Consider the following 16,252-nt stretch of genomic DNA (forward strand, 5'->3'; position numbering starts at 1 on the left):
CTTATTTTATTTTATTAGTATAAAATTGTTATTCCGGCTATAAGTGATAGTTCTGTTTAAACTCTTGTTTATAGCGTTTATAGTCTTTATTACATTAAGTTGTTGCAAATGTAACTAAACATTTTTAATTTACAAGTAAAAAAACTATAGTTTTTCGGGAAGTTTTCGGTCTGCCGACTTCATTTTTGTCATCGCAACGGTGTATTGTACGGCAAAATGTAAAGTATAGGTTACAAAGCATCCGCACAAGATTGTGGTCTTGTACGGATGTTGGCTTGCAGTCGCGTCGTCACGTCGTGGCTACATGCTTGTCGTGAAAATTTTGTGTTGTAATGCTAAGAAAGTTTAATACTTTGTAAAACTGTATTGTTGTCGTATTTTCTGTTTATCTTTCTTGCATAGGCTTGCGAAATAATCTTTCCACCCCGGGCAGAAATTGATGTGTCAACGCTTGATTTTGCCAGTCGTTGTGCTTCGCTTTCTGACCGTAATGTGTTCTGAATTTGTAATTTCCGCAATTGGGTGCCATTGTTATGAATCTTTAATATGTCGTTTGCGATGCAAATATACGCAAATAAATTTATATCGCAAGCGATTTAACAACTTTTTTACGCTTAATTCGCATTTTTTATGATTTAGGACATGTTTTTCGGTAGGGTAGAATGAAAAACGGGGTCTTGAAAAGCGTGATGCTTCGATTTACTCTGGTTTGCTTTGTGGCAATCGTTCAAGTTACTACATCCAACTTTCAACAGACATTGGCAATTATTATCGGCTTGCTTTACCGAACCTTCCCCGAACTATGAACGTAGCTTGAACGTACCTTGTGGCTTACTTGAACGAACCTTGAACGTAACTTGAACGTACCTTGCCCGTAGCTACCCCGTATCTTCCCCGTAGCTACTCCCTTGCTTGAAAGTTGGTTTTTCGATTTTTTCTGCATATCGATTCGTCGCTTTGCATATTGTTCCAGAATTGCTTATGCCGCCCTCGTGTAAATAATTCGGGATTCCTTCGGGATGCGTTCGAGATTCCTTTGGATTTTGTCCTGTTTTTTTCAGATATTATAAAAATGCGGAAAAATATGTTTTAGGACACCGTTTTTGTACCGTTATATAAAATAATGAAAATATGACGAAAAATATTTAAGAAAGAATTTGCTGATTTTGACATATAGTCTTATTTTTGTGACCGATGATTTACATTTGCTGATTCTGTGTTCGTAAACAAACAACCGTTTTATATTAATTACACTAATTTATACGATAGCAAACTCAATTTTAATAACTTTAATATCACTAAAAAGAATGAAACAAAAATTACATTTCTTTTTGGCGTTTCTCCTTGCTTTTATGGGAGTAACGCTTAGCTCGGCCGATGAGGTTGAGTATGTAACAAAGGAGAAGTTGCTTTACAAGACAACTTTCCAAGACTGGGCCGATGTAAAGGCTGACAAGACAAAGGCCGTTACCGTTACCAAGCAGATGACTAATGGCGAAGAGCTTGTTTTCTCGCTGTTCAATACTGCCCTCGACAACGACGGAACTCATTCTAAGTTTTCTAACGAGGATGTAACTCCCGGTTATTTGCAGACTCAGAAAGACAAGGATAATGTACCTTACATTGAGACTTCTGCAATTTCCGACCTTACAAAGTTCGAGCTTTATCAGGCTGCAACAGGCGGCACACGAGGTGTTACCGTTAGCGTGAAGGGTGATGGTGATGCAGACTGGGTTATGCTTCACAACAAATCTATCGAAAAGGCTGCGGGCGAGCTTCTTTCTTTCGAGGTAAACCGCAAGAACTGCAAGATTCGTATCGGAACTTTCGATCCTGAACAGAATGCTTACATTCTTTCTATGAAGATTTATGGAAATGTTCAGGTTCCTGCTCGCAAGTTTGTCGATTTCAAGGTTGACTTGACTCCAAACCCTTATAGTGTAACCGTTCCTTCTGACGGCATTCTGCCTGCTGGCGTTGTTGTAAACGGTGGTGAATGGCACGACAAAGACCACGGATATAGTGATTTCAGCGTATCTGTTCCTGTAGACGGTCCGGTTGAGGTTTTTGTTGGAGGTTGCAAACATTCAAATAAATCGGCAACTGTTTCTATTGACGGTAATGTAGTTGCTACATTAGACACCAAGTCTATTGGCTGTACCGGCTTTGCAAAATACACATATAATAAGGAAGAGCCTGCCACGCTCACAATCTATTGCGGTCAGTATTGTCCTTCGCTCGAAGTTAAGGCTTGCGACTATATCGAGGAGTGTACCGTAACATACTACGATACCGATAACACGACTGTTCTTGGTACTGAGACTGTTGAGGGAAGCTCTAAGCTTGCGTTCAAGTATAGCGAGAAAGACGTGACCGTTCCTGAGGGACAGAAGTTCCGTGGCTGGTTTAACGGCAAACTCTCAACATCAACCAAGGTTGCCGAGGGGCTTGAGATTACCGAGGACATCAAGTTGTATGCAAGGGCTACAGATATCGAGAACGTAACAGATGTTTCTCATTTCATTTATGACCTTACAAAGCCTTACTTCTATATCGAAGACCACGAGGCTATCGAGGCTGTTAATGCTTCATATTACAACGAACACGGATGGGTGGTTGCCCAAGGTGGCTCGTTCAAGGTGAAAGTGGGCGGCAAGGCATATATTACAATAAAGAATTGCCAGCACTCTAAGGCGGGCGAGGGCATTGTAACAGATGAGGCTGGCAAGGAGATTGCCCGCTTTAATGCCGTTGCTGCAAGCGATGGCGCAGCAACATCTATCAAGTATGATGGCGAGGCTACAACTCTTACAATAACATATCCTAACGGAGCTTATGTTCATGGCATCGAAGTGGCTTGCGTTCGCGAATTCGTAGAGTTTGATGAAACTCTTGGCTACTACAAGATTCCGGCAAACGATGTTAACAGTTTCTTGCTTGCTCTTGCTGATGCAAACTCAAAGGGCGATGTTAAGATATTCCTTCCAAACGGAACATACGATTTGGGCGAGATTACTCTTACTTCAGTCTCTGGAAAGAATATCTCTATCATTGGCGAGAGCATGGAGGGTACAATAATCAAGAATGCTCCGCTTGTAGAGAACGAGGGTATCGGTACTACTGCAACTCTGCTGAATAATTCAAGCAACCTCTATCTTCAGGATCTGACACTTCAGAATGCACTCGACTATTATAAGAGTGGTGCTGCCGGTCGTGCTGTCTGCTTGCAGGATGAGGGTTCTAACACAATCTGCAAGAATGTGAGACTGCTTTCTTATCAGGATACATATTACAGTCACAAGACTTCTAAGTTCTATTGGGAAGATTCAGAAATCCACGGAACTGTAGACTATATGTGTGGCAACGGCGACGTTATCTACAACCGTTGTAAGTTGGTTAACGAGTCTCGTGCTGCAAATAAGGAAGATGGTCAATGTACAGTTTGTGCTCCAAATCATTCAGCAGAGTGCAAGTGGGGCTATGTTTATCTTGACTGTACAATCGATACAAAGAGTAAGACGTTCGATTTTGGTCGTTCATGGGGTGGTGAGTCAAAGGCTGTATTCATTCGCACAACATTGCTTCAGCCAGAGAAGCTTATCTCTTCACGCTTTACAGTTGCTGGTATGAATGTTGCTGCTTACGGCTTTTATGAGTACGGCACAATGAATGCAAGCGGCGAGAACATCACTCCGGCTTCTAACGTGGTTAACTTTACTCATTCTACAGGCAACAAGCAGTATGAGACAATCCTTACAGACAGCAAGGCTGCCGAGTTTACAATCGCTAACATCTTTGGCGAGTGGGCTCCTGAGAGCGTTGCTGCACAGAAGGAAATTTCTGACGAGGTTGTTGCTGAAGGCAACTACGAGACTGTATCTGACTGCTATCTCGCTACTGTCGACGGCGCAACAAGCATCGTAGCCGCTTCTGCTGTAAAGGCTCTTATCGAGGGCAAGGGCAACGTTACTTTGCGTGCTGCAAACGGTCGCGGAGGTTTCGGTCCTGCTAAGGTTGTGGCAAGCACAACTGGTGTTAAGGCTGTGTCTGCCGAGAATGGCGACAATGTTGTTTACGACCTTCTTGGCCGTAAGGTGAAGAATGCTACAAAGGGCATCTTCATTATCAACGGCGTAAAGGTTATCAAGTAACAAAGATAGGTGTTACCGACGGCTCTTTCCGTTGGTGAACAAGTTTAATCCCTGCAAGACATCAGGTTCGAAAAACTGATGTTCTTGCGGGGATTTTTCGTTTTACAAAATCTTTTCTGTATATTCTTGCGTTTGTTACATTTCGTGTTACCATAAAGCCGTTTGGCTATTTTTCATATAGTATTTTTTGCTGAAGTGAGTTTGGATTATTATGAAAAACAAGTCGGTACGGCGTGAATTGATTTCAATATTCGCTGTGCGGTAAAGATACTTTTTTAACATTTACATGAACTTTCTTTGGATAAATATGAATATGAGGCAGGTTAGAGTTCTCGATGTAACAGATGCTGTAACAAAAGCGGCATGTGTGCTTATTGTGTATTTTAAGAAAAATATCTGTGTTCTGTACATGAAGTTTATTTATTTGTGTATTTTTGAGTATTTCATGTTGTTTATCTTACAATAAGGGTACGCCGGATATAATTTTTTCGTAAAATGACGCATTTTTCATAAAAAAGTTTGTGAATTTGGAAAAATACTGCGTAATTTACGCTGTCATTTGTCACATTTATTATGAATACCCTGAAAAAACTGAGCATCTTAATATTACTATTTTGTATTGTTTTACCAACGCGTGCGCAATTTAATATGCTGTTCACCTCCGACTATGATTTGCCAAACTCATTAGTCAACTGTATAGCCGAGGACAAGGACGGTATGGTGTGGATTGCCACCGAGGACGGATTATCCCGTTACAACGGCTCGAGTTTCGTAACATACAAGCAGATACCCGGAAATCCAAATTCGATACAAGATAACTTTGTGCGCTGTGTGTGTGTAGACAAACGCGGACACGTGTTTGTGGGAACAACGGTGGGCGTACAGATGTTCAGACCGCTTACGAACGACTTTACACCTCTTTTGATAAATGAAAAACAAGGCATAAACTCGTGCAATGTAAATCAACTTGAATTGCTGCAAGACGGCAGTCTTGTGGTGGCAGGCGAGAAGTGCTTTACAATTACTGTTGATGAAAACGATGTTCCGCACGTTAAGCCAAACCAAATAACGGGAAAGGTTGGCGTGCTGCACCGCTTCTTCGAAGACAGCAACGGCAGAAAGTGGGTTATTCAGCATTACAAAGTATGCCGTATAAATCTTGAGGGCAAACTTGTGCCCGTTGGCAGCAGCAACAACCACGACAGCGCATTCAGTTCGCTTTGCTGCGGTCCAGACCGTAAACTCTATGCCGGCAGTATGTTGGCAGGACTCTATATCTACAACGAACTTACCGACAAATTCGACTTGGTTGAGGGTACAGAGAGCCTTCTGAAGGTGCGCGACGTTAAGGCTATTCCCGGCACATTCACGCTGTGCGTGGCAACCGACGGAGTGGGAGTGCGTTTCTTCGACTGTCTCTCGCACCATTTTATCGTCTCTCATCAGTTCGACGATCCTTTTATAGATATCGCTTCGCAGAAGGCACATTCGTTATATATAAGCAAGCAGGGCGAAATATGGATGGCTCTTTATCAGAAGGGCGTGTTCATGGCATCGTCGTATTCCGTACCGTTTCAGTACATCGGTCACCGCTCGCAGAAATACGATTTCATTGGCGACAGATGCGTAACTTCTATAATCCAGACTCATTCGGGCGAGATTTGGACGGCAACTGACAATGGCGGACTCTACGGATTCACGCCCGATTTTAAGGTTATCCGCAAGTTCAACGTAAACACATCCGTGCCTAACGGATTGCCATCTACAATGGGCTCTCTGTTCGAGGATTCGAAGCACAACGTGTGGTTCGGCTCATACAATCAGGGCTTCGGAACGGTAAACTTGCAGACAGGAGAGTGCGACTATTGTTCGTTCGAGGGCAGGAAATTGAAGCAGATAAGCATCTTTGGGTATACCGAGGATTCGCACGGACAACTGTGGGCCGCCTCTATGGGAAACGGAATCTTGAAATACAACGAGCAGAAAAGGCAGATGGAGACATGCTTGAATGAATATTCGGCTGCATGGAGCACTTCGATATACTACGACAAGAAGACCGACATGATATTTGCAGGAACGTACAACGGAGTGGTGATGTTTAAGACTGCCGACCCTAAAAAGACGGCGAAGACAATTCTGCAAAAATATATTGTAAACAGCATCTCGCGTGTGTCGCAGGATGTAGTGGCGTTCTCCACAAACAAAGGCTTGGTCCTTTATGACATTGCAAAGAATAAAATTCAGGATTTTGCAGGACGACAGGGACTTGTTGGCAACACAATCTATGCTGCCCAGCCCGATCGCGAAGGCGGCTTGTGGATGAGTAGCGCGAACGGATTGATGCGCCTCGACCTGAAGAACAACTCGCTCGAGACATACACCATGCGCGACGGACTTCAGGGAAATGAATTCTACAAGAATGCTTCGATGGTAAGTTCGGACGGCAGACTGTGGTTTGGCGGCATCAACGGCATAACGGCATTCTCGCCAGCCGACATCAAGAAGAGCCACAGTAGTTGCATCGTACGGGTGGTTGGCGTTAAGTCGGGCGAGAACAACATTCTGCCGCTCGAAAAAGGCGAGTTCGTTCTGCCAAGCAACACATCTTCGTTCTCGGTCGAACTTGCAACGCGTCCGCTTTACATGACATACCGCGTGGTTTACAGTTATCGCATTGACAATGGCGACTGGGAGACGCTTCCGGTTGGAGTAAACCGCATCACGTTTAATAATGTAGGCTACGGAAATCATACGCTCTATACCAAGACAACCATCGACGGCGTTGATTCTGATGTTACCGAAACGTCTTTCATGGTCGAATATCCGTGGTTCTTGCGCTGGTGGGCCATCATATTGTGGGCAATGCTCATAGCATTCATCGCATATATATTGATGAACGAGGTGAATCGTCGCCGTGTGCTGCGCGACAGAATGCTTCAGGAGAAGCGTGAGAAGGATATAAACGAGGGCAAGATTCAGTTTTTTATGAATCTGGTTCATGACCTTCGTACGCCTATTACTCTCATTTCTACGCCTTTGCAGAAACTTATGCAGGTCGATAACGCTCCTGAGCGCACTCGCTTGTATCAGATTATAAACCGAAACGTCGGTCGCCTGCTCAGTCTTACAAACCAGATTATGGACCTTCGCAAGATTGACCGCGGAATGATGGAGATTCATTGTGTCGAAGTGCCTGTGAGCAACGTAATCCGCTCAATTGTGAACAGCATGAATGATGTTGCCGAAACGCGCCGCATAACCCTCTGCATGAACGACATGACCGAGGAGAACACAAAAATGTGGCTCGATGTAGACAGTTTCGAGAAAATCGTGCTCAACTTGCTGAGCAACGCCTTTAAGTACACAGCCGATGAAGGCAACATTGATGTTTCGTGGGAGACTATCGCTCCGAGCGACTTCTTCCGCGAGGGAGCACTCCGCCTCTGCATAACCGACAACGGAATAGGAATCCCTGCCGAGGAAAAGGAGAATATCTTCAAGCGATTCTATCAGGTAAACAACGAGAAGCACATAAAAGGCACGGGCATCGGACTTAATCTCGTAAAATCGCTCGTAGAACTGCATCATGGAACGGTAGGAGTGAGCGATAATCCGAGCGGAAAGGGTACGAGATTCACCATCGAATTGCCTCTCGGAAAAGATGCTTTCTGCCCTAAAGAACTGGAAGTGAGAAAGAAAGATGAGGAGAAGATAGAGGAAGTTGCATATAACGACGATGCCGTTGCAGAACGAAATACTGCGAAAGATGATGACGGCTTGGCTCGCAACAATAATGTAGTTCAGACAATAAGTAGAAAGAAAGTTCTTATTGTTGATGACGACGAGGAAATCCGCTCGTTCCTTTGCGAGGAGCTTGCAGCCCTATACAATGTTGTTGATTGCGGCGACGGAGAGCAGGCTTACGAGATAATCTCGCGCGAGGGAGCCGACCTTGTGGTTAGCGATATCATGATGCCGGGCATCGACGGAATAGAACTTTGCAAGCGCATCAGAAACAATATGCGAACAAGTCATATTCCTGTCATCCTGCTCACTGCCAAGGCTTCAGACCGCGACAGACTCGAGGGCTTGCAGGCTAATGCCGATGCGTATGTAACAAAGCCGTTCAACCTACAACTTCTGCTCACGCTCATCGGAAATCTGCTGTACCGTCACGATGTGGTGCGCAACACATACAGCGGCAACGTTATGCCGTCTGACCGCATTGATACTCCTCGTGTGCAGAGTGCCGACGAGAAACTCTTGGCGCGCATCATAAAGTGTATAAACGACAACCTCAGCAATCCTGACTTGACAACCGACGACATCGCCCGCGAGGTGGGTCTGAGCCGTGTTCACCTCTTCCGCAAACTGAAAGAGATGACAAACCAGTCTGCCACAATCTATGTGCGTAACATCCGCCTTACAAAGGCTTCGGAATTGTTGCGTCAGAAGAAGATGACGATATCAGATGTGGCATACGCTGTTGGATTCAGGACTCCTAAGAACTTCTCTTCGGCATTTAAGGAACTCTTCGGCATGACACCGTCTGAGTACATGAACAGTGAGGAATAGTCTGATTTGTTACAAAAGAGGTACTCTATAATTACATAGCCGTTTATTTGTATTTTTTTATTCGATTCAGTAATAAAAATAATATAATATTGCAGAGCGTAAACATTTAGTGTTTGCGTTCTGTTTTTTTGTCTAATATCATTTAAACAAACAATGAAGAAAACATTTTTGATTGTATTGATGGCTACCCATGTCTTCGGCTGTTTTGCACAAAACGGTGAGAAGGGGTTGAAGGATGCCTACAAGGATTACTTTAAGATTGGAGTTGCTGTTAATAGACGAAACTTAGACCACAGTAACGAAATGGAGCTTGTAAAGGCTAATTACAACAGCGTTACTTGTGAAAATGAGATGAAGCCTATTTCTGTTCATCCAAAAGAAGGCGTGTGGACATTTGGTGCAGCCGACAGTATTGCCGACTTCTGTCGTAAGAATGGTATCAAGATGCGCGGACATTGCTTGGCATGGCACAATCAGTTCTGCGACTGGATGCTTGTCGACAAGAAAGGCAAGCCTGTAAAGAAAGAGGTATTCTACAAGAGATTGCAGGATCACATCAACACGGTTGTAAACCGTTACAAGGACGTTGTGTATGGCTGGGACGTTGTTAACGAGGCCATTGTAGACGGTCCTAAGTTCGGCAGATTCGGCAAGGAGGTAAATCCTTACCGTCAGTCTAAACTGTACGAACTTTGTGGCGACGAGTTCATAGCAAAGGCATTCGAGTTTGCACGCGCAGCCGATCCTAATGCAATATTGTTCTACAACGACTATAATGCAGCCGATCCTGTAAAGTGCGAGCGCATCTATAATATGGTTAAGAAGATGAAGGATGCAGGTGTGCCTATCGATGCCATCGGTATGCAGGGACACTACAACATCTTCGGTCCAAGCATGGAGGATATTGATGCTGCCATCAACAAATATTCAGAGTTGGTAAAGACAATCCACATCACCGAGCTCGACATCAGAGCAAACGAGCAGATGGGCGGTCAGCTTATCTTCTCTACTGAGGGTATGAAGATTGACCAGCACGTTGAGGCAATGCACATCGACCAGTACGTTAAGCTTTTCCGTCTTCTTCGTAAGCACAAGGACGTTGTTAAGTGCGTAACATTCTGGAACGTATCAGATAGAGACTCATGGGTTGGCGTTCGCAACTATCCTTTGTTGTTCGATGCTAAGGCTCAGCCAAAGAAGAGTTACTACGAGGTGCGCGACTTCGACCCAAAGATGGATAACTTCGTTGTTAAGGAAGATTTCGTACCAAGCGAGCTGAACCAGCCGGGACAGCAGTATCCGATGGTTAACTCACAGGGCTATGCGCGCTTCCGCGTGGTTGCTCCAGAGGCTAAGTCGGTTGTCGTAAGTCTCGGACTCGGCGGCAGAGGCGGCACAGTTCTTCGCAAGAACAAGGAAGGCGTTTGGGTTGGAACAACCGACGGCCCTATGGACGAGGGCTTCCACTACTATCACCTTACTATCGACGGTGGCGTAGTTAACGACCCGGGTGCAAAGAACTACTATGGTTCTGTAAGATGGGAGAGCGGTATCGAGATTCCTGCACACGACAAGGATTTCTATGCTCTGAAGAATGTTCCTCACGGAAACGTACAAAAGATTATCTTCCACTCGCCAAGCACAAACAGCGAGCGCGTGGCATACGTTTACACTCCAGCCGAGTATTATCAGAATCCTAAGAAGCGCTACCCAGTGCTTTACTTGCAGCACGGATGGGGTGAGGACGAAACAGCATGGTCTAATCAGGGACACGCAAACCTCATCATGGATAACCTCTTGGCTGAGGGCAAGGCTAAGCCATTTATCATCGTAATGACTTATGGCATGACTAACGAACTGAAGTGGGGACACATGCACGAGTTCGACTGGACTGCATTCCAGAAGGTTCTTATGGACGAACTTGTTCCTTACGTAGATTCGCACTTCCGCACACTTGCCAACCGCAGCAACCGTGCAATGGCAGGACTCTCAATGGGCGGTATGGAGACACTCAACGCAACAATGGCTCGTCCACAGGTGTTCGGCTACTGGGGATTGTTCTCTGGCGGCGTTTACGACCCAGCCAAACTGGAGGGCATGGAGAAGCCAAAGCACATCTTCATCTCTTGCGGAAGCCGCGAGAATCCAGACCGAGTTAAGGAGTCTGTAGATAACCTGAAGAAGGCAGGCTTCAACGCTACTTCTTATGTGTCAGACCTTACAGGTCATGAGTTCCTTACATGGCGCAGAAGCCTTAAGGAGTTTGCTCAGATTCTATTCAAGTAAAAAGGCAAAAAGATAAAAATGAAACACATCATTTTAACAGTTATTGGTCTCTTCGGATTGTTGACAGCCGGTGCGCAGAATAACGTGTCTGGCTTCTACGAGAAGAATAAAGTATTTAACTACAATGATGGCGAGAAGGCAGCGGGCGAGATTGAACAGCCCGCCACCTTCGACCCTAACTTCCACATCTATATCTGTTTCGGACAGTCTAACATGGAAGGCAATGCTAAGATCGAGCCTCAGGACAGAAAAGGCATCAACTCGCGTTTCCGTATGCTTTCGGCAGTCGATATGAACAAAATCGGCAGAAAGAAAGGACAGTGGTACGCAGCCGTTCCGCCTTTGTGCCGCGAGTACACAGGTCTTACGCCAGCCGACTATTTTGGACGTACATTGGTCGAGAAATTACCTGACAGCATTAAGGTTGGTGTCATCAACGTTTCGGTTGGTGGCGCCAGCATAAACCTCTTCGACGAGGACAAGGCGCAGGCTTACATTGCCGGCTCGCCAGACTGGTTGAAGAATTTCTGCAAAGAATACAATGATAATCCATATCGAACAATCATAAATCTTGCCAAACAGGCCCAGAAGGTAGGCGTAATCAAGGGTATTCTTCTTCATCAGGGTTGTACCGACAATGGTCAGCAAGACTGGCCTAAGCGCGTTAACCTTGTATATACCCGTATGCTTACCGAACTGGGTCTTAAAGCGCAGGATGTTCCTCTGCTCGTTGGTAAACTGATGACCGAGGAAGATGGTGGATGCTGTTTCTTGCATAATACAGTAATTGATCATATAAAGGAGACGATACCAACTGCACACATCGTTCCGTCTGCTGGCTGTCCGGGCGCAAAGGACAAGCTGCACTTCACTGCCGAGGGATACAGAATCCTTGGACGCAGATATGCAGATGTCATGCTCAAACTGCTCGGACGCAGCCGACAGAACCCTATCGTTCAGACTTGCTTCAGCACCGACCCTGCTCCGATGGTGAGCGGCGACCGTCTGTATGTCTTCACCGGTCACGACGAGGACAAGGCTGATTTCTTCTGGATGAACGAATGGCGTTTGTTCTCTACTGCCGACATGGTAAACTGGACCGACCACGGATGCCCATTGGCTCAGTGCGATTTTAAGTGGGCCGACGACCGCTCATGGGCTCCTCAGTGCATCGAGCGCAACGGCAAGTTCTATCTCTACGTGCCAATCCACTCAAAGATTTCGGGTGGTATGGCTATCGGCGTAGCGGTGGCCGACAAGGTTACTGGTCCTTATCGCGATGCCCTCGGCAAGCCTCTCTACGAGGATGGCAAGTGGGATCACATAGACCCAACCGTGTTCATCGACGACGACGGTCAGGCTTATCTCTACTGGGGTAATCCACGCCTCTACTCAGTTAAGCTGAACGAGGACATGATTAGTCTTGCAGGCGAGGTTAAGTGCGATACAACGCTTAAACGCTATACCGAAGGTCCTTGGATTTTCCATCAGAGACAGCTTACAAAGGCTGAGAAGAAGAACCGCAAGCTCTTCGATTCGAGCAAGAACTCGGCTTGGGGCAAGTACTTCATGATGTACGCTGCCGGCGGAATTCCAGAAAGCATTGCATACAGCGAGAGCAACTCACCACAAGGTCCTTGGACTTATGTTGGCGACGTGATGGCTCAGACTAACAGCACAAACTCGTTTACAAACCATAGCGGTATTGTCGAGTTCAAGGGACACAACTACTTCTTCTATCACACAGGCTGGTTGCCAAATGGTGGCGGATTCGGCCGAAGCGTGTGCTGCGAGGAGTTCAAGTGGAACAGCGACGGCAGATTGCCACAGATTAAGCCTACATACGACGGTGTTAAGCCAATCGGTACGCTAAACCCATACAACCGTGTAGAGGCTGAGACAATATCATACAGCGACGGTCTTCGCACCGAGTGGAACAAGAAGCGCGGAAACGTGTTTGTGAGCGATATTCACAACGGCGACTGGCTGAGAGTTCGCGAGGTTGAGTTTGAGGCTGGCACTAAGTCAATCGAACTTTCTGCAGCATCTGCTTTGCAGGGCGGTAACGTCGAGGTTCGCCTCGACTCACCAGACGGCGTTGTTCTCACAACCGTAAACGTTGCTCCAACAGGCGGTTGGGAAGAGTGGGAGACATTCTCTGCCAACATTGCCAACGCTCCAGAGGGCAAGCACGACCTCTACTTCTTGTTTAAGGGCCTGAAGGGTTGCAAGTTGTTCAACTTCGACTACTGGCAGTTGAAGAAATAACGAATATAACACACAGCATTGATGAGAAAAAAATTCATTTCTATTATATTCCTTTTTGTCGCATTTGTATCTGCTGTAAACGCGCAGCAGATGCAGGTGCGCAACCCTTTTATCTGGGCGGATGCTCCCGACCCTGATATCATAAGGGTGGGCGATTACTATTATCTTGTTACAACAACAATGCACTTGTTCCCGGGCGCGCCGATAATGCGAAGCACCGACCTCGTTCATTGGGAGACAGTGTCTTATCTGTTCGACAAGATTACCGATACTCCGCGCTACGACCTCGAACAAGGTACTGTTTACGGACGCGGACAGTGGGCTACATCTCTGCGATACCACAACGGCACGTTCTGGGCTTTGTTCGTGGCAAACGACGACCCTCACAAGTCTATGGTATTCAAGACCGACGACCCTGCCAAGGGCTGGAAGCTTCACAGCCGTCTGCCGGCATATCACGATTCTTCGTTGTTTTTCGATGACGACGACCGTGTATATGTCTTCTCTGGAAGCGGCGACATTCATCTTGTAGAGCTTACTCAAGACCTTACTGCTGAGAAGGTTGGCGGAATAAGGAAAACTCTCGAGCTGAAAGGCAAGCCTGCCGGACTGCACGAGGGTAGTCGTGTTATAAAGCACGACGGAATGTACTATCTTTTGTGTATTTCGTGGCCGCAGACCGGTCGTCAGGAAATATGTTACAGAAGCAGCAATATCGAAGGCCCTTACGAGTCGAAAGTTATTTTGAAGAGCGATTTCGGCGGATTCCCATACGCTGGTCAGGGTACGATAGTTAATGGCAAGAAGGGCGAGTGGTACGGAGTAATCTTCCAAGACCGTGGCGGATGCGGACGTGTCCTCACTATCGAGCCTTGCAACTGGATTGACGGCTGGCCAATGCTCGGCAATCTTTCTGACGGAAAGATTCCGGAGACAATGACACTCGACGGTGTGGATAAGCGCGGCGGCAAGTCTGAATATGCTGTAATTGAGCAGGATTATCAGTGGAATCACAACTTAATCCAGTCTGATGTCAAGATACTCGACGGACATCTTGTAAACGGCAATAAATGGACTCGCGGCGCGGTTAAGAAGCTTCAGCTGAAGACTTCGAAGAAGGCAAACAGCATCTTTGATGCGCGCAACACGCTAACATGGCGCACTTGGGGACCTCTCTGCACCGATACAGTCTGCATTGATGCCTCAAAGATGAAGGACGGCGATGTTGCAGGTCTTGCTGCCTTAAACGGCGATACGGGCTTTCTGAGTCTTCGTCGCGAGGGCGGAAGCACATATCTCATCTTCTCAGAAGAGAATGTTGCGCTTTCCGACGATACGAAAGCCATCACAAAGGTTGACCACAAGGAGATTGCACGCGTAAAAATACCTGCTTCTAAGCTGAAGAATGTGCGAATGGTGATGAACGGCGATTTCAATCCGGGACGCGATATTGCAACATTCAGTTACAGTCTCGACGGCAAGAAGTGGAATGCCATCGGCGGCGACTACAAGATGCGTTTCGACTACCGTCGTCTGTTTATGGGTTCTCGCTATGCATTCTGCTATTACTCAACTAAGTCGTGCGGCGGAATGGTAACAGTTAGCCTTCCTAAATGATTCTTATCCTGAAAATTTCATTTTTAGTAGTTTAGTTATCATAATTATTCATCGACTCATACTTTAGCTTTCTTGTACTAAAGTGTGGGTCGATTTTTTTAAATTGACAATTTTTGAATTGAAAATTGAAAATTCTGAACTGAATGATAATTAGGGATTTATACCAAATTCGGCAGAACGCGGAGAACTAATAAAGAAAGTTGAAAATTCTGAATTGATTGATAACTTAGGATTTGTAACGAACAATTTCGTCAGAAATTGTTCGTAGGTCCAATGTAGGTCCAATGTAGGTCCAATGTAGGTCCAATGTAGGTCCAATGTAGGTCCAATGTAGGTCCAATGTAGGTCCAATGTAGGTCCAATGTAGGTCCAATGTACATTCAAGGTATATGCAAGCTATATGTAGGGTATATGTAAGCTATATGTAGGCTATATGTTGTATATATGTAAGCTATATGCAAGGTATAGCCAGATTAGGTGGAATGAAGTAAGTCGATAGCAAGGGGATAGTAAGGGGATAGCAAGGGGGAAGTAAGAGGATAGCAATCCTGTTCAGCCGAATTTGACCTTCGAACTCTGTACGCTTGTTACCAAAGGGACACTGTTCAGCCGAATTTGCAATTTGGCTGAGAAAAAATCGGGAATTTGTCGCTCGAACTTGTTCGCTTGCTACCGAATGGGCGCAAGAATTCCCACCGCTAAAAAAATGTCGTTATTAGCGTAACATTTTGTCGCCTTGCGACAATGGGAGTTACAAACTCCCGTTTATAATGATGCTGCCGAATTCGGAAATTCGGCAGAACAAACTGGGCGACCGCTTTCATGGTCGATTATAGCAGTTTCATTTCAGTCCGCAGAACCTATGGATGCTGCGGTTACTGTGACAATTCTGAATTGTGAATTTTCAATTTTCAATTTTCAATTTTCAACTTCCCCGAATTGAATAGGATTTTTTGTTTTTTCAGCCTTGCGTAAATTGTAAAATATTAGGAAAAATACAGAACAGAAATTCGTCAAATTGTTAAAAGATGTGAACAAATACTTAAAATGTAACTACTTGAAATGTAAGATGTTGGAGTAATAGTGTAACAAACGAAACATTACTTTGTAACAACTTTTTAACAGTCTGTAACACACAATCCCTTCCGTGTAACACGCATATATAAGGTTATAGCGTGAAAAATTGTAAAATTGCAGAGTGAAAATGTGAAAGTGATTTCACGGAAACATTTCAGAAACAAAAAACGGTAAACAAACATGTAAAATAAGCAAACGGTATGTTTTTGCATATTCGGCTTATGTAAGGTTGCACTAAAAATTAACGGAAATTTTTAATAATCTTTAAACAAATAACC

At 45.3% G+C, this 16,252-nt stretch carries 5 protein-coding genes; all 5 read left to right on the plus strand.

The genetic code is table 11. The annotated features are described in order from the left end of the window. Positions 1-1,307 precede the first annotated feature (1,307 nt). The 5 genes from T538_RS17570 (at position 1,308) to T538_RS0103085 (ending at position 14,897) form a co-directional block, all read left to right on the plus strand. Positions 1,308-4,151: a pectinesterase family protein gene (locus tag T538_RS17570; RefSeq protein ID WP_081834834.1), complete on the plus strand. Its 2,844-nt coding sequence runs from the start codon at positions 1,308-1,310 to the stop codon at positions 4,149-4,151. A gap of 648 nt (positions 4,152-4,799) precedes the next feature. Then, the gene (locus T538_RS0103070; RefSeq protein WP_031532074.1) at positions 4,800-8,726 is read left to right on the plus strand and encodes an ATP-binding protein; all 3,927 of its coding nucleotides are present in this window, start codon (positions 4,800-4,802) and stop codon (positions 8,724-8,726) included. A 153-nt stretch (positions 8,727-8,879) separates the two neighbouring features. Continuing rightward, positions 8,880-11,012 (plus strand): bifunctional endo-1,4-beta-xylanase/feruloyl esterase, encoded by a 2,133-nt coding sequence (gene xyn10D/fae1 / locus T538_RS0103075; RefSeq protein ID WP_031532075.1) that lies wholly within the window; start codon positions 8,880-8,882, stop codon positions 11,010-11,012. 18 nt (positions 11,013-11,030) lie between these two features. Further along, positions 11,031-13,280 carry a family 43 glycosylhydrolase gene (locus T538_RS17965; protein WP_081834836.1) on the plus strand — a complete coding sequence of 750 codons (2,250 nt, stop codon included), beginning with the start codon at positions 11,031-11,033 and terminating at the stop codon, positions 13,278-13,280. 21 nt (positions 13,281-13,301) lie between these two features. After that, a complete protein-coding gene (locus T538_RS0103085; RefSeq protein WP_031532077.1) occupies positions 13,302-14,897 on the plus strand; it encodes a glycoside hydrolase family 43 protein in 1,596 nt (531 codons plus the stop codon). Positions 14,898-16,252: the final 1,355 nt, after the last annotated feature.

Source organism: Bacteroides sp. Ga6A2, from assembly GCF_000702225.1.
Lineage (GTDB): Bacteria > Bacteroidota > Bacteroidia > Bacteroidales > Bacteroidaceae > Ga6A1.